The sequence below is a fragment of the Duganella sp. BJB476 genome (assembly GCF_003416895.1).
In the GTDB taxonomy this organism is placed as follows: Bacteria; Pseudomonadota; Gammaproteobacteria; order Burkholderiales; family Burkholderiaceae_D; genus Rugamonas.
The window spans coordinates 315743-332024 of the sequence record NZ_QVIO01000005.1 but is presented as its reverse complement, the minus strand read 5'-3'; the positions used below and the strand labels follow the sequence as shown (position 1 = coordinate 332024).

General features: G+C 65.1%; 14 protein-coding genes. 7 read left to right on the top strand and 7 right to left on the bottom strand.

The features are described 5' to 3' along the window. Positions 1 to 2 precede the first annotated feature (2 nt). Together D0T21_RS21295 and D0T21_RS21290 are read right to left on the bottom strand one after the other, a co-directional pair. Entirely contained in the window at positions 3 to 521 is a 519-nt protein-coding gene (locus D0T21_RS21295; RefSeq protein ID WP_116991306.1) for an RNA polymerase sigma factor, read from the bottom strand. After that, the gene (locus D0T21_RS21290) at positions 518 to 748 is read right to left on the bottom strand and encodes a DUF2892 domain-containing protein (RefSeq protein WP_116991305.1); all 231 of its coding nucleotides are present in this window, start codon (positions 746 to 748) and stop codon (positions 518 to 520) included. The genes D0T21_RS21295 and D0T21_RS21290 overlap by 4 nt, the downstream gene beginning before the upstream one ends. A 199-nt stretch (positions 749 to 947) precedes the next feature. Here D0T21_RS21290 and D0T21_RS21285 point away from each other — a divergent pair, with 199 nt between their 5' ends. From D0T21_RS21285 to D0T21_RS21270, 4 genes are all read left to right on the top strand, one after another. Then, complete coding sequence (locus D0T21_RS21285) at positions 948 to 1694, top strand: alpha/beta fold hydrolase (RefSeq protein ID WP_116991304.1); 747 nt, start codon at positions 948 to 950, stop codon at positions 1692 to 1694. Positions 1695 to 1728: 34 nt separating this feature from the next. After that, the gene (locus tag D0T21_RS21280) at positions 1729 to 5337 is read left to right on the top strand and encodes a response regulator (protein ID WP_373995379.1); all 3609 of its coding nucleotides are present in this window, start codon (positions 1729 to 1731) and stop codon (positions 5335 to 5337) included. A gap of 215 nt (positions 5338 to 5552) precedes the next feature. Beyond that, positions 5553 to 7928: a catecholate siderophore receptor Fiu gene (locus D0T21_RS21275; protein WP_116994510.1), complete on the top strand. Its 2376-nt coding sequence runs from the start codon at positions 5553 to 5555 to the stop codon at positions 7926 to 7928. Positions 7929 to 8005: 77 nt separating this feature from the next. Then, positions 8006 to 8686: a Fe2+-dependent dioxygenase gene (locus D0T21_RS21270; protein ID WP_116991302.1), complete on the top strand. Its 681-nt coding sequence runs from the start codon at positions 8006 to 8008 to the stop codon at positions 8684 to 8686. 1 nt (position 8687) lies between these two features. Here D0T21_RS21270 and D0T21_RS21265 read toward each other — a convergent pair whose 3' ends face one another. Further along, positions 8688 to 9335, bottom strand: a complete 648-nt coding sequence (locus tag D0T21_RS21265; RefSeq protein ID WP_158568032.1) for a TMEM175 family protein — start codon at positions 9333 to 9335, stop codon at positions 8688 to 8690. 63 nt (positions 9336 to 9398) lie between these two features. Continuing rightward, on the bottom strand, positions 9399 to 9806 hold the full coding sequence (locus tag D0T21_RS21260) for a DUF4440 domain-containing protein (RefSeq protein WP_147328151.1): 408 nt from the start codon (positions 9804 to 9806) through the stop codon (positions 9399 to 9401). 90 nt (positions 9807 to 9896) lie between these two features. On the opposite strand from D0T21_RS21260, the gene D0T21_RS21255 reads away from it, so the two are divergent. The 3 genes from D0T21_RS21255 to D0T21_RS32765 all read left to right on the top strand — a co-directional run bounded on the left by D0T21_RS21255 (position 9897) and on the right by D0T21_RS32765 (position 10955). Further along, the gene (locus D0T21_RS21255) at positions 9897 to 10400 is read left to right on the top strand and encodes a hypothetical protein (protein WP_116991299.1); all 504 of its coding nucleotides are present in this window, start codon (positions 9897 to 9899) and stop codon (positions 10398 to 10400) included. A 223-nt stretch (positions 10401 to 10623) separates the two neighbouring features. Next, positions 10624 to 10818, top strand: a complete 195-nt coding sequence (locus D0T21_RS32525) for a hypothetical protein (RefSeq protein ID WP_229211583.1) — start codon at positions 10624 to 10626, stop codon at positions 10816 to 10818. Positions 10819 to 10826: 8 nt separating this feature from the next. Next, entirely contained in the window at positions 10827 to 10955 is a 129-nt protein-coding gene (locus tag D0T21_RS32765) for a hypothetical protein (RefSeq protein ID WP_301546347.1), read from the top strand. 11 nt (positions 10956 to 10966) lie between these two features. Here the strand turns inward: D0T21_RS32765 and D0T21_RS21245 are convergent, their stop codons facing one another. The 3 genes from D0T21_RS21245 to glmS form a co-directional block, all read right to left on the bottom strand. After that, complete coding sequence (locus tag D0T21_RS21245; protein ID WP_116991298.1) at positions 10967 to 12553, bottom strand: bifunctional aspartate transaminase/aspartate 4-decarboxylase; 1587 nt, start codon at positions 12551 to 12553, stop codon at positions 10967 to 10969. A gap of 22 nt (positions 12554 to 12575) precedes the next feature. Then, positions 12576 to 14258, bottom strand: a complete 1683-nt coding sequence (gene aspT / locus D0T21_RS21240) for an aspartate-alanine antiporter (protein WP_116991297.1) — start codon at positions 14256 to 14258, stop codon at positions 12576 to 12578. Between the two features lie 181 nt (positions 14259 to 14439). Continuing rightward, on the bottom strand, positions 14440 to 16269 hold the full coding sequence (gene glmS, locus D0T21_RS21235) for a glutamine--fructose-6-phosphate transaminase (isomerizing) (protein WP_116991296.1): 1830 nt from the start codon (positions 16267 to 16269) through the stop codon (positions 14440 to 14442). Positions 16270 to 16282 lie beyond the last annotated feature (13 nt).

The window sequence follows — 16282 nt, the reverse complement described above, 5'->3', positions numbered from 1 at the left end:
AGTTAGCCGATCAGGTATTCGCGCGCCATTTTGCGCGCCCGGTGCAGCCGGCTTTTGACGGCGGCGCTGCTCTGGCCCACGTCGGCGGCGATCTCGGCGATCGACATTTCGGCGAAATCGCGCAACAGCACCACCTGCAGGTAATCGGCCGGCAAGGACTCCAGCGCGTTGACCAGTTCCAGCCGCAGGCCGGCCGTGTCCTGGCTGGCCAGCCATTGTTCGGCGCGTTCGTCGTCCCACGGGTCGTGGCCGAGCGCGGCGCGCCCCAGGCGGCGGCACTCGCGCTTGACCACCTGGAACAGCCAGCCGGAAAACGCCGCCAGCATGCGCACCGACGACAGCCGCCGCGACAGCACCAGCAAGGCTTCCTGCACGGCGTCGTCGACGTCGCCGACCAGGCAGTTGCGCTGGGCGTAGCGGCGGATGTCGGGCTGGCACAGCCGCAGCAGCTGCGCCAGCGCCGCCGGATCGCCGCGATGGGCGGCGTCCAGCACCGGTAAATGTTGTACTGCCAGGCTCATAGTCCCCCAGATTGTTTGGCCGCCTTAGCCTTATCGAGCCGGCGGCCGACCAGCGCGCACATCGGGCAGAAGCCGAACAGGCCGGAGGCGACGATGCCCGCCGCCGACGCCGCCAGCACCAGCCCCCACATTCCGCCCAGCACGGCGATGCCGGCCCAGGCCGCGATCACGCCAGCCACCACGCGCAGCGCGCGTTCCCAGTTCGGTACGTTCTTGACATAAAACATAGTGCACTCCAATTCGTTGCAGAGGAAGTCCCTCGGCAGCTAAGAGGCGGGCCAAGGCCATTTGGATTCGCGCTCCGGCCGAATTATCACAAATTATTTAAAATAATTATCTTGCACGCGATTAAATTGCGAGCTATAGTTCAACACATCAAGTAGCGCACTACTTGATCGCTAACTACTCAACCACAAGGACATCATCATGAAACGCACTCTGATCGCTACCGCTCTGCTGACTTCCGCACTGGGCGCCCACGCTGCCGCCCCAGCCTCCGACACCACCGTCGTCCTGGTACACGGCGCCTTCGCCGATGGTTCCAGCTGGGACAAGATCATCCCGCTGCTGCAAGCCAAGGGCCTGAAGGTCGTGGCCGTGCAGAACCCGCTGACCTCGCTGGCCGACGACGTCGCCGCGACCCAGCGCGTGGTGGATGCGCAGACCGGCAAAGTCGTGCTGGTGGGCCACTCGTGGGGCGGCACCGTCATCACCCAGGCCGGCACCAGCGACAAAATCAAGGCGCTGGTCTATGTGGCCGCGTTCGCGCCGTCCGAAGGCGAAGCCTCGGCCAACCTGGGCAAGGACTACGCCGTGCCGCCCGGCATCGCCACCCTGCAGGCCGACGCCGCCGGCTACCTGTGGCTGCCGACCGACTCGGTCGCCAAGAACTTCGCCCAGGACGTCTCCCCGGCCACCGCCGCGCTGATCGCCGCCACCCAGGGCCCGATCAATTCCAAGGCCTTCGGCGACGTCACCACCGTGGCGGCATGGAAAACCAAGCCCAACTACTACATCGCCGCCGCCAACGACCGCATGATCGCGCCGGCGCTGCAACAGGCGTTTGCCAAGAAACTGAACGCCACCACCATCACGCTGAAAACCAGCCACGTGCCGATGCTGTCGCAGCCGGCCAAGGTGGCGGAAGTGATCATTGCTGCTGCCCAGCGTTAATCCTGTTGCCAAGGCCGGGCTTTGATAGGAGAATTTGCTGTCTGTTTGGCATTTCTCCGATTCGCTGCCCGACCTCGCCTCCAAGGACGAAATGAAGTCACCCGGCATCAAGGCTAAAGTTGCGCTGGCCACCAGCATCACCTCGGTCCTGATGATCGCGCTGGTGACCGTGGTGCAGACCCACCGCATGCAGGACGACTTCACCAAGGTGCTGTTCTCGCAACAGACGGCGCTGATCAACCGCACCGCCGAAGAACTGGACGATAAGCTGCTGATGTTGCTCGATATCGTCACCGTCTCGGCGCGCAACCAGCCGCCGGCCATCGCCCATTCCCCCGGCCAGCTGCGCGCCTACTACCAGGACCGCGCGGTGCTGGCGCTGTTCGACGACCTGCTGGTGCTCAGCCCGCAAGGCACCATCATTGCCGACCTGCCGGAAGTGCCGGCCCGGGTCGGCATCGACGCCGGCGACCGCGACTACTTCAAGACGGTGATGCGCACCCGCAAGCCGATGATCACCGAACCGCTGCTGGGCCGCGCCGGCAGGCAGCCCATCGTACAGATGGTGGCGCCGGTGCTGGACGCCCACGGCGAGGTGGTGTGCGTGCTGGTGGGCGTGCTGCGGCTGTACAAGGACAATCTGCTGGGCCACCTGCGCAACGCCAAGGTCGGCCGCACCGGCTATTACTTCGCGCTGACCCGCGGCCCGGCGCCGGTGTACGTGCTGCATCCCGACCTGAGCCGCATGCTGCAGCCGCGCCAGGCCCACGCCAACGCCGCCACCACGCGCGCGCTGGAACAGGATTTCGAAGGCACGGTCGACAGCATCAACGGCGCCGGCAAGCGCACCCTCAACAGCTACAAGACGCTGAAGTCGGTGGACTGGGTGCTGGCCGCTTCGCTGCCGGCCGAGGAAGCGTTCGAGCCCTTCAACGGCGTGCTGTACCGGCTGGCGCTGTGGAGCGCCGTGGCCTCGCTGGCGGCCGCCGCGCTGATCGGCTGGGTCACCTCGCGGCTGCTGGCGCCGCTGATCCGGCTGCGCGACGCCATCGTCGCGCTGCGCGACCACCCCGGCAGCTTCACGCCGCTGCCCACCCACGCGCAGGACGAGGTCGGCCAGCTGACCAGCGCCTTCAACGCGCTGATGCACGAACGGCTGGCGGCCGACGCCCGCCTGCAAAGCCTGCTGGAGTTCGCGCCCAACGCCATCGTGGTGGTCGGCGTCGACGGCCGCATCGAAACCTTCAACCGCGAGGGCGAGCGCTGCTTCGGCTACGCGCGCGCGGCGGTGCTGGGCCAGCCGCTGGAAATACTGGTGCCGGAACGCCTGCGCGGCCAGCATGCGGCCCACCGCGTCAAGTTCTTTGCCGACCGCCTCAGCGCCGAGCCGGTGCGCATGGGCGACGGCACGGTGCTGTACGGCCTGCGCCAGGACGGCAGCGAGTTCCCGATCGAAGTCAACCTGAGCGCGGTGCGCACCGACCAGGGCACCAAGGTGCTGGCGGTGATCTCCGACATCACCGAGCGCCACCGGCTGGGGCTGGAGGTGGAGGCGCGCGCCGCCGAACTGGAGCGCGAGCGCGACCGCGCCGAGGCCGCCAACCGCGCCAAGAGCGAGTTCGTGGCCAATATGAGCCACGAAATCCGCACGCCGATGAACGCGGTGCTGGGCATGGTCTACCTGCTCGGCAATACGCCGCTGACGCCGCAGCAGCGCAAATACCTGAGCATGGTGCGGGTGTCGGGCCAGTCGCTGCTGGGCATCCTCAACGACGTGCTGGACTTTTCCAAGATCGAGGCGCGCCACATGGAGTTGTCGCCGGTGGAGTTCGCGCTGGACGACACCATGAACTCGCTGGCCACCCTGATGACCATGAACGCCGGCGACAAGGAGCTGGAACTGGCGATCAGCGTCGACCCGGCGGTGCCGCGTCAGCTGCGCGGCGACGCCATGCGGCTGCAGCAAATCCTGGTCAACCTGGCCGGCAACGCGATCAAGTTCACCGAACACGGCGAAGTGGTGGTCAGCATCGAGCTCAGCGCGCGCGACGCCGACCACGCGCTGCTGCGCTTCGAGGTGCGCGACACCGGCATGGGCATGACCGAATCCCAGCTGGCGCAGCTGTTCCAGGCCTTCTCGCAGGGCGACCAGAGCATCACGCGGCGCTTCGGCGGCACCGGCCTGGGATTGGCCATCACCAAGCGCTTGATCGAGCTGATGGGCGGGCAGATCGCCGTCCACAGCGAGCAGGGCCAGGGCACCAGGTTCTGGTTCAGCCTGCCGTTCGAGGTGCTGCCCGAGCTGCCGGACGAGCGCCGCAAGCCGGCGCTGGGCAATCTGCGCCTGCTGGTGGCGGACGACAACCGCACCAGCCGCGAGGTGATCGCCAAGCTGATCCGCGCCTGGGGCTGGCATGCCGACGAGGTCGATTCCGGCGCGGCCGCGCTGCACCGCTACCGCCAGAGCCAGCAGGCCAAGCAGGTCTACGACGTGGTGCTGGCCGACTGGCACATGCCCGGCATGGACGGCCTGGCCACGGCCAAGGGCATCCGCGAGGCGGCCGGCGGCGGCAAGCAGCCGATCGTGGTGATGGTCAACGCCTTCGCCCGCGACCATGCGGAGGAAATCTCCAACGCACCGGAAGCCGACGTGGTGCTGGTCAAGCCGATCACCAGCTCCAACCTGTTCGACGCGCTGCACCAGGCGCTGGCGGCCAAGATCGACGGCCTGCCGCAGGCGGTGGCCGAGGCCGGCATCGCCGGCAGCCTGGCCGGCCGCCATTTCCTGCTGGTGGAAGATAATGCGCTAAATCAAGTTGTGGCGCGCGGCATCCTCGAACACGCGGGCGCGACGCTGGACGTGGTGGGCGACGGCCGCCAGGCGGTCGACCTGCTGCGCACCAGCGCCAGCCGCTACGACCTGGTGCTGATGGACATGCAGATGCCGGTGATGGACGGTTTTACCGCCACCCGCATGTTGCGCCAGCAGCTGGGCCTGACGCTGCCCATCATCGCCATGACGGCCGGCGTGCTCGGTTCCGAGCGCCACCGTAGCGAGGAGGCCGGCATCACCGATTTCATCCCCAAGCCGATCGAGGTCGACGAAATGCTGGCGGTGCTGCAGCGCCACCTGACGGACCGGGCGCTACCGGCGACGCCGAGCGCCGACGATTTGCTGGCCGCCATGGCCGCCGCCGCGCCTGCTCCGGCCCCGGCTATGCCCGAGCCGGTGCCCGTCCAGGCGCAGCCGACGCCGGCTCCGACCGCCGCCATGCCGGCCGGCGAGGCCGCCGTCTTCAATATGGACAGCCTGATGCGGGTGATGGGCAAGGATGCCAAGGGCCGCGCCGTGATGGTCAAGATGGTGCGCGGCGCCGTCGACACCGGCATGGAACCGGCCGACCTGGCCGGCCAGGCGCTGCAGGAAGGGCGGCTGCGCGATGCCGCCCGCCTGTTCCACAGCCTGCGCGGCGCGGTCGGCGTGCTGGGCGCCAAGCGCCTGATCCAGGCCACCGTCGAGGCGGAAAACGCCATCAACGAACAGCGCGACGACGAGCTCGAACAGCGCTACCAGACCGTCCGCGCCGAGCTGGAACACACGCTGGCCCAAGCCCGCGCCTGGCTCGACACCGAACAGTCCTGACCTCCCGCCGCTTCACACCCGTAACATTTTGCGTCCCCGGCCAGCCCCGGGACGCCGTGGTTTTTCGCATAGCGAAACGCTATTGATAATAATTCGCATTTACATATGCTCGCTTCATTGTTACAATCCTCCGCATGAAATCGCCATGATCCGGCAGCCAGACGCAAGAAAGCAGTAGCCCAGCGCAGCCAGCCGCCTACATTCTCGGAAGAAAGATGCAAATGATTAAGAGTCGCAAACACGCGCAATCGCGCTTCAATCAACAGATGAGCGCGGCATTGGCCGTGATGCTGCTGCCGGTCGCCGCCCATGCGGCCGACGCCGGCACCGACCCGGTGATCGTCGCCGGCAGCAACCAGACCTTGCAGGAAGTGCGCGTCAAGGGCGACGTCATCAACGACTTCAAGGCCGACAAAGCCTCGTCCGCCAAGTACACCGAGAAACTGGTCGACACCGCCCAGTCGCTGACCGTCATCAAGAAAGAACTGATCGAGCAGCAGGGCGCCGTCACGCTGACCGAAGCGCTGCGCAACACCCCGGGCGTGGGCGCCTTCTTCCTGGGCGAAAACGGCAGCACCACCACCGGCGACGGCGTCTACATGCGCGGCTTCGACGCCTCCGGCAGCATCTACGTGGACGGCGTGCGCGACGTCGGCTCGATCTCGCGCGACACCTTCAACATCGAACAGATCGACGTGCTCAAGGGCCCGGCCGGCACCGACAACGGCCGCAGTTCGCCGACCGGTTCCATCAACCTGGTCAGCAAGAAACCGCTGCTGGAAGACGCCTACATGGGTTCGGTCACGGTCGGCAGCGGCAGCCAGAAGCGCGCCACCGCCGACCTGAACAAGGTGATCAACGCCGACACCGGCACCGCCTTCCGCCTCAACCTGCTCGACCAGGACAGCGGCAATCCGGGCCGCGACGTGGTCAAGAACAAGCGCTGGGCGATCGCGCCGTCGGTGGCCTTCGGCCTGAACGGCCCGACCCGTGTCTACCTGAACTACCTGCACGTCGACCAGGACAACATCCCCGACGGCGGCGTGCTGACCATCGGCCTGCCGGGCTGGACCCCGCCGGCGCCGGTCGTCATCACGGCGGCCACCGCCACCAAGCCGGCCGTGCTGGGACCGAGCTTCGCCTTCATGGCCGGCGCCAAGCCGGTCGATCCGAAGAACTTCTACGGTTCGGTGCTGGACTTCGACAAGGTCAAGGCCGACATGTTCACCGCCCGCATCGAGCATGACTTCGCCGGCGGCGCCAGGCTGCAAAGCACCACCCGCTACGGCCGCACCAAGCAGGACTACCTGCTGACCTCGTTCATGTCGACCGGCGCCAACCTGCGCAACGTCGTGGCCGGCTCCAGTCCGGACAGCTGGATGATGGCGCGCACCAACCTGAACTACAAAGACCAGCTGAACGAAATCATCACCAACCAGACCACCGTCACCGCCGACCTCGACGGCGGTGCGCTGAAGCACACGGTCGTCGCCGGTGTCGAGCTGATCAACGAGAAGCAGACCAACTACACCAACGTCAACGCGCCGGGCGCGATCGGCCTGCCGCTGGTCAGCATCTACCACCCGGATGCAAGCCAGCCGGTGACGGCCGCGCAGGTGAGCACCGTGCGCAACGGTGCCCGCGGCGACGGCACCACCACCACCGAAAGCGTGTACGTGTTCGATACCGCCAAGCTGGGCGACAAGTGGATCTTCAACGCCGGCGTGCGTCTGGACCACTACAACACCACCTACAACGGCGTCACCGTGCAGGCCGCGGCCACGCCGCAGACCATCCCGGTCGGCACGCTGCTGGGCAGCTCGCTGACGGCCTCGGACAACCTGCTCAACGGCAAACTGTCGGCGCTGTACAAGCCGACCGCCGACAGCAGCGTCTACGCGCTGGTGGCGACGTCGAAAGCGCCGCCGGGCGGCACCAACTTCACGCTGAGCTCGGCCGCCAGCAGCGCGGGCAACCCGAACTACGATCCGCAAATCACCACCAACTACGAGTTCGGCTCCAAGTGGGATCTGCTGAAGCAGAAGCTGTCGCTGTCGGCCGCGGCCTACCGCACCGACGTGCGCAACGAGATCGAAGTCGACCCGAACAACGCGGCCAACTTCTTCCAGACCGGCAAGAAGCGCGTGCAGGGTATCGAACTGGGCGTGACCGGCGAACTCATGCGCAACTGGCTGATCAGCGCGGGCTACACCCGCATGTCGACCCAAGTGGTGTCCGGCAAGGTGGTGACCGCCGCCGGCGACAACCTGCTGAGCTACACGCCTAAACAGGCGTTCACGCTGTGGACCTCGTACACGCTGCCGGTGGGCCTGCAGATCGGCGGCGGCGCCCGCTTCAGCGACAAGCTGATGCGCGGCACCGACGGCGCGGTCGGCACCCCGGCCTATGCCGATTCGTACTGGGTGTATGACGCCATGGCTTCGTATCCGATCAACAAGCACGTCGACCTGCGCCTGAACGTCTACAACCTGGCCGACAAGCAGTATGTGCAGGCGATCAACAAGTCGGGCTACCGCTACACCCCTGGCGCGCCGCGCTCGGCCAGCCTGACCGCCAACTTCAAGTTCTAAGCGCAGGCGCCGCCTGCCGGCACCGCGCACAGGCCTCGCCCATTCCGGCGAGGCCTTTTTTTTGAGGAGAGTTTTCCATGATGCTGCATATCCCCGGCGTACTGAGCCGTGAACAAGTGGCCGCCATGCGGCGCCGGCTGGACCAGACCGACTGGGTCGACGGCCGCAGCACGGTCGGCGCCCAGGGCGCGCTGGTCAAGCAGAACCGCCAGCTGGCCGAGGGCTCGGCGCTGGCGCAGGAGCTGGGCGCGGAAGTGCTGGCGGCGCTGGCGGCCAGTCCGCTGTTCTTTGCGGCGGCGCTGCCGCTGCGCACCTGTCCGCCGCTGTTCAACAGCTACGCCGGCGGCGAGCACTACGGCGCCCACGTCGACGGCGCGCTGCGGCGCGTGGCGGCCACCGGGCAGTGGCTGCGCACCGATGTGTCGTCGACCTTGTTCCTCAGCGATCCCGAGGACTACGACGGCGGCGAGCTGATCGTCACCGACGCGTATGGCGAGCATGAAGTCAAGCTGCCGGCCGGGGATTTGATCGTGTATCCGTCGACCAGCGTGCACCGGGTCGAGCCGGTCACGCGCGGGGCGCGAGTCTGTTCCTTCTTCTGGACCCAGAGCATGGTGCGCGACGACATGCGGCGCAGCCTGCTGCTGGAGCTGGACCAGAACATCCAGAGCCTGCGCGCGCGCCTGGGCGACTGCCCGGAACTGGTCGGCCTGACCGGGCATTACCACAACCTGCTGCGGCAGTGGAGCGAGGTCTAGCTCAGGCGGTGGCGGTGGGGCGCGCGTAGCGGCGCTCGATGCGCGCGCCAAGCGGGCGCAGCATGGACATCAGCACAAACACGAAGTTGGCCTTGCCCGGTGCCACATAGCCGATCAGCAGCGCCAGCGTCGCGATCAGCATCACGCCGAAGCCGCGCACCAGCGTCGCGCGGTAGGCGCCGAGGTTCATCGGATGCACGCACAGGCCGGGATGGCGGTAGATATGGCGCGCCACCAGCAGCGTGGACACGCTCAGCCAGATCATCACGCCGGAATACACCATCTGCCCCGTCATCGAAGCGATCTGGCCGTTGACCGCCGAGGCGAACGGCAGCAGCGAGGCGCCGGACAGGCTGAGGATGGTCAACCACAGCAGGCCCTGGTCGGCATGCCGCACGTAGCTGTACAGGCGGTGGTTGGCGATCCAGAAAATCGCCAGCACGAAAAAGCTGATCAGCCACGAGATCAGGTTGGGGATCAGGCCCACCAGCGCGCCTTGCAGCGCCGCTTCGCTGGCCAGGTGGGCATGTTCGGGCAGGCGTAAATCGATCACCAGCAAGGTCATGGCGACGGCGAAGATGCCGTCCACCAGGGCTTCGATACGGTGTTTGCTCATCTGCGGCTGGCCGTCATGGCTCAAGTCTGTCATCGCTGATCCTGTTGTTAATTGAACAGCAGCCATTCTTGCCGCGATATGCGGAAATTGCAACTTTCAGCGCTTGGCCAGGCGGGTCGCGTGGTAGCGGTCGATCAACCAGATGCCGCCGTCGCGTTTGAAGACCGCCGTTTCCAGAAAGCCGTAGGGGGTTTCCGCGCCATCGCTGGCGATCCAGACGGCATCGTTGCTGACAGTGGTCCAGGCCACATCGCCCTGCACCTGGCTGCGAAATCCGTGCAGGCTGGCCCGTTGCCGGCCCAGCGCGGCGCTGGACCTCAGCAGCGCCACGACGGCGGCCCTGTCCAGGATACGGTCCTGCTCGATCATGAGGAATTCCGCCGTCAGCCCGGCCTCGACCGCGCCCCAGTCATGGAGTTCCAGCGCGCGATGCCAGTCCGTCAGGGCCGCCTCGGCGGCGCGGGTGTCAGATTCCAGGGTCTGCATGGTCATCCTCTCTGCCAAATGGGAATAGCATCGGCCAAGGTTAGCATGGACACCAGCCTTCGGCTCGGTTATCGTAGCAAAAGATCAACAATCACTTTAAGGAAAATAATGCGCATTTCGCAGGCAGTACGCTCCGGCTTGACCCTGATTGCCACCCTGCTGTGCGCCGGTTGCGTCGCCATCGTGCCGCAGTCCGGCCCGGCGCCGTCCAGCACCAGCATCAACGGCGGCTCGCCGTTTTGCCAGGGCTCGCCGGACGGCAAGGCGGTGGCCTGCGGCGGCACCGCCGCCTTCTGCCAGAAATCGTCCGACGGTAGCGCGGTCGCCTGCGGTGGCAAAGCCGCTTTCTGCGAAACCTCGTCCGACGGCAAGCAAGTCGCCTGCGGCGGCGCGGCGGCGTTCTGCGCCAAATCGAAGGATGGCGGCAAGGTGGCCTGCGGCGGCGCCGCGCCGTTTTGCGAGAAATCGGAGAATGGCCAGAACGTCGCCTGCGGCGGCAAAGCGCCATTCTGCGAGCACTCGGCCGACGGCCACAAGGTTGCCTGCGGCGGCGCGGCGCCGTTCTGCCAGGCCTCGTCTGACGGTTCGTCCGTGGCCTGCGGCGGGCAGTAAAGCGAGCCAGGAGAAAAAATGAAGATGAACGCCACCCTGATCATGACGATATGCCTGTCCGCCGCAGCGGCAGGCGCCCAGGCGCAGCAGTCGCCGCGCCAACTGGCCGGGGAGGCGAGAACTGCGCTGGAAAAGAACGACTACACGAAGGCCATCAGCAGCTATCGATCCGCGCTGGACGGCCATCGTCAAGCGGCCCAAGTACTACGCCGCGATCCGTCCGTTGACCTTGCAAACCGGCCAGGCCGAGCCTGCAGTGCGCGCCGCGATGCGCAAGTTCAACGGCCTGTACAACAAGGCAACCTTCCCCGATGTCTACTTCCTGATCGGTAATATGAACTCCGGCGGCATGGCCACGCCGGACGGCCTGATGATCGCCGCCGAGATGTACGGTGGCGTACCAGGCGTGCCGACCTGAGCTACTTCATGGGCTTCCGCATTTGCCAGGCCAACTACCAGAACGCCAAGGACAAGAAGCAGGCGATCGTCGACATCCTCAACGCCAAGGACTTCGAACGCCTGCTGGCCGACAGCGGTTACGGACGGCCGCAATAACGGCATGCTGGTCAGGACCGCGCGCCAAACTCCCGATACGCGTCGTCCGCCATTTTTCTCAGCGCCCGGCCGATCGCCGCATACTCGAACTCGTTCAGATTCGCCAGCGAGGCGCGTCCCGCCGGCTGCTGGGTGCCGAAGCCTTGGCCCGGCAGCAGCACGATGCCGGTCTCGGCCGCGATACGGAACAGCAGTTCGCCACCGCTGAACTTCTGCTTCACCCATGCCGCAAAGGCTTCGCCGTGCATCTTGCGCGCGAGGTCTTCCAGATCCAGCAAGGTGTAATAGTCGACGCCGTTCGGATCGGTTTCCACCGCCACGCCCAGCTCCCGGTACAGCGCGGCCTGGCGCCGGCGGATGATTTTCTTCAGCGAGGTCTTGTAGACTTCATTTTCATCCATCAAGGCAAACAGCGAGAACAGCACCAGCTGCACTTGCTGCGGCGTGGACAGGCCGGCCGTGTGGTTGAGCGCCACCGTGCGGCTATCCGCCACCAGGCGGTCGATGAATTTCAAGCCGCGGACATCCGGCGTCAGCGTACTGTAGCGGCGATCCAGCGCTTGCTTGTCCGCTTCGGGCAAGGCCGCCAGTTTCTGGTCGAGCACGTTGTCTTCATGCGTGGCGATGACGCCGAGCCGCCAACCGGTGGCGCCAAAATATTTTGAATACGAATACACCAGCACCGTATTGTTCGGGCAGGTGGCGAACAGCGAGCGGAAGTCGTCGGCAAAGGTGCCGTACACATCATCGGTCAGGATGATCAGGTCCGGGCGGTCGTGCTTGACGATGTCGGCCAGCCGCTGCAGGCTGCGCTCGTCCAGTTTGACCGATGGCGGATTGCTGGGATTGATGCAGAAAAAAATCTTGATCGCCGGGTCTTTCAGCTTGTCGAGCTCGGCGTCGGAATACTGCCAGCCATTGGCCGGATCGGCGTTGATCGCCACTTCCTCCAGCGCATACTCGTCGAGCTGGGGAATCTCGATGTACGGCGTGAAGACCGGCAAGCCGATGGCGACCTTGTCGCCTTTTTGCAGCAGCTTATTCTGCTTGAGCGTATTGAAGATGTAGGTCATCGCCGCCGTGCCGCCCTCCACCGCGAACAGGTCGATGGCGCCCGGCGGCAGGGTGTCGCCGACCATTTCCTTGACCACGTATTGCTTGGCGATCTGCTCGCCTATCCTGAGCATGCGCGGTGGCACCGGATAATTGCAGCCCAGGATGCCCTCGACCATTTCATGCAGGAAGCCCGAGGCGGACAGGCCCAGCTGATCGCGGACATAGCTCAGCGCGCGCGACAGGAAGGCGATGCCCTCCTTGTCATGATGCTCGGAAGTGAAACGCTCGAAGCGCGCTTCGATGCCGTCGATGTTGGGCAGGCCGCCGACGCTTTTCTGCAGGTAGGAAAACGATAGTTCCGATTCCGCCGTGGCAAACAAACCCAATTGGAAAAAGGCCCGGCGCGGCAGCGTGGCAAGGAAGTTCGGATTGCCGCGCCCGGCGTTGAGCATAGTCCGGTTCTTGTCAGCGGAAGCAAGCTTGATCAACTCGTCCTTCAATTCGAACGGGCTGAGTTTGGCATAACGGCTGTAGTCAGTCATGGGGAATCGCTCCTTGGAAAGGTCAGGCAAAAGCGACCACCAACGGGCCGAGCAAGGTCAGGAAGACATTGGCCAGCGCATAGGTGACGGCGAAAGGAATGGTCGGCACGGAATTGCCGGCCTTGTCGAGGATCTCGCCAAAGGCCGGATTGGCGCTGCGTGAACCGGACAGGGCGCCGGCCAGCACGGCGGCGTTGTCGTAGCGCAGCACATAGCGGCCGAACAGCATGGTGATGAGCAGCGGGATGATCGTGACCGCCACACCGACCAGGAAGATCGACACCCCGTGCTGCGCGATGGTCGTCACCGCCTGCTGGCCGGTCTGCAAGCCCACCACGGCAACAAAGCCGGCCAGGCCGAGGTCGCGCAACAAGGTCGATGCCGCCGTCGGCATATTGCCCAGTGTCATATGACGCGTGCGGTACCAGCCAAACAGCAGGCCGGACAGCAGGGCGCCGCCGCCGCTGCCCAGCGTCAGCGGGATCGAGCCGATATGCGCCGTCAGCAGGCCGACCAGCAGGCCGCAGACCAGGCCCATGCCATGAAACACGAAATCGGTCTTGTCGCTGGCGATGATCATCGGTCCCACGCGCCGCGCAACCCGCTGCACATCATCGACGGTGCCATACAGCGTGACCACGTCGCCCGTCGCGATGCCGGTATCGGCCGCCAGCACCACTTGCTGCCCGGCGCGTTTGACTTCAACCACGAAGATGCCGTGCTTCAGCTCGCGGCCGGTCTGCGCCCGGATCTGCGCTACCGTATGGCCGGAAAATTCGGCATTCGAGATGACCACGTCGCGCGTGACCACCACCACATCCATCCCGGCCGACGACTGGACTTCGGCGCCAAGCAGCGGAGCAGCGGCGACCACCGCGCTGCGTCGGCCGACGACGAGGACGATGTCGTCACGCAGCAGCGCCAGGCCGGGATCGTTGCCGATCAACTGGCCATTGCGTTTCACGCGTTCGATCGAAATCCCCGGCGCCGCCTCCATGCGCTCGAGGTCGGCCAGGGTCTTGCCTGCCGCCTGGTCGATGGAGAACAAGCGTCCGACCAGCTCCGGCAAGGCCGACTGTTCGCCTTCGGCATGGGTGCCGGACAGCATGGCCGCTTCCGCCTTGATGGCGTCGTCGCGTATGCTGCGTCCCATCAGCCATTCCAGTGCGTTGACACACACGATGATGGCGCCGAAGGAGCCGAAAATGTAGGTCACCGCGTAGCCGATGGCGACATTGGCCTGCAGGCGCTGCACTTCGTCGGCGGCCAGGCCCAGTTTGGTGATCGCCGCCCCGGCGGTACCGATGATGGCGGACTGGGTCAGTCCGCCGGCAGCCACGCCGGCAGCCAGGCCTTTGTCGAGGCCGAGCACACGCGCCAGGATAATCACCGTGATCAGGCCGCTGACGGCCAGCACCACCGCCATCGCGATCTCACGCAGGGACTGGCGGCCTAGTGAACGGAAGAACTGCGGTCCGCTTTCAAAGCCGACCGCATAGATGAACAAAGCAAACAGTACCGACTTGATGCCGCTGTCGATATGCACGCCAAACTGGCTAATGGCAACCGCCGCGAGCAGCGAGCCGGCCACGCCGCCAAGCTGAAAAGAACCCAGGTGGAATTTGCCAATCCAGTAGCCGCCGGCCAGGGAGAGAAACAATGCTATTTCGGGGGATTGCTGAAGGATGGATTGAATGAATGCCACAGAAGTCTCCCAGCTAAAATGCCATACAAGATGAACAAGAAATCAGAAGCGTGCTCGGGCATTCTATAGCACATTTACAAAAAAGTAATATTGCTATTGTGCAGTGTTCACCTCCTTTTTGAGGGCATAAAAAAAGCCCTTACGATTTCTCGTAAGGGCCGTTGACACGATTGCCGCTGAATTACTCGACCGTAACCGATTTTGCCAGGTTACGCGGCTTGTCCACATCGGTGCCGCGTGCCAGCGCCGAGTGGTAGGCCAGCAGCTGCAACGACACCACGTGCAGGATCGGCGACAACAAACCATAATGTTCAGGCAGACGGATCACATGCACGCCTTCGCCCGAGGTGATGCGCGAGTCGACGTCGGCAAACACGTACAGCTGGCCGCCGCGCGCGCGTACTTCCTGCATATTGGACTTCAGCTTTTCAATCAGCGCATCGTTAGGAGCGATGGTGACGACCGGCATTTCTTCCGTCACCAGCGCCAGTGGGCCGTGCTTCAGTTCGCCAGCTGGATAGGCTTCAGCGTGGATGTAGGAAATCTCTTTCAGCTTCAGCGCGCCTTCCAGCGCGATCGGGTAGTGCATGCCACGGCCGAGGAACAGCGCGTTTTCCTTGCGGGCGAAATCTTCCGACCAGGCGATGATCTGCGGCTCCAGCGCCAGCACGGCGGAGATCGCTACCGGCAGGTGGCGCATGGCTTTCAGGTGCTGCTCTTCTTCCTCTTCGGTCAGGCGGCCGTTGACTTGGGCCAGCGACAGGGTCAGCAGGAACAGCGCGGCCAGCTGGGTGGTGAAGGCCTTGGTCGAGGCCACGCCCACTTCCACGCCGGCGCGGGTGATATAAGCCAGTTTGCATTCGCGCACCATGGCGCTGGTGGCGACGTTGCAGATCGTCAGTGTGTGTTCCATGCCCAGGCTGCGCGCGTGCTTCAGCGCGGCCAGGGTGTCGGCGGTTTCGCCGCTTTGCGAAATCGTCACCACCAGCGTGTTCGGGTGCGGCACGCTGTCGCGGTAGCGGTATTCGCTGGCGATCTCGACGTTGACCGGGATCTTGGCCACCGATTCGATCCAGTACTTGGCGGTCAGGCCGGAGTAATAGCTGGTGCCGCAGGCGAGGATCAACACGCGGTCGATCTGCCTGAAGACGTTGTAGGCGCCGTCGCCGAACAGTTCCGGCATGATGCCGGTGACGCCTTCGAGCGTGTCGCCGATGACGCGCGGCTGTTCGAAGATTTCCTTCTGCATGTAGTGGCGGTATGGGCCCAGCTCGGCCGCGCCGGTGTGCGCCTGCACGGTCTTGACTTCGCGGGTGACCGGCTTGCCGTCGATGTCGACGATCCAGGTGCGGCCCAGTTGCAGGTCGACCACGTCGCCTTCTTCCAGGTAGATGATCTGGTCGGTGGTGCCGGCCAGCGCCATCGCGTCCGAAGCGACGAAGTTTTCCCCCTGGCCCAGGCCGACGATCAGCGGCGAACCCTGGCGCGCGGCGACCACGCGATGCGGCTCTTCGCGCGAGAACACGGCGATCGCATACGCGCCATGCAGGCGCTTGACGGCTTGCTGGACGGTGTCGAACAGGTCGCCGTTGTACATGTGGTCGACCAGGTGGGCGATCACTTCGGTGTCGGTCTGGCTCTGGAAGACGTAGCCGAGCGCGGTCAGTTCGGCGCGCAGTTCGTCGTGGTTTTCAATGATGCCGTTGTGAACCAGCGCGATGCGCGCCTGTTCGGTGGTCGGCGAGAAGTGCGGGTGGGCATTGTGCGAGGCCGGCGCGCCGTGCGTGGCCCAGCGGGTGTGGGCGATGCCGGTGAAACCTTGCATGCCGCCTTCGGCGATCTGCTTTTCCAGGTCGGCCACGCGCGAGGTACTACGCGAGCGTTGCAACTGACCATCCACATGCAGGGCGACGCCGCAGGAGTCATAGCCACGGTATTCCAGGCGCTTCAGGCCTTCGATCAGGATGGGAGTGATGTTGCGTTGCGCTACCGCGCCGACGATGCCGCACATAGAAAACCTCGCT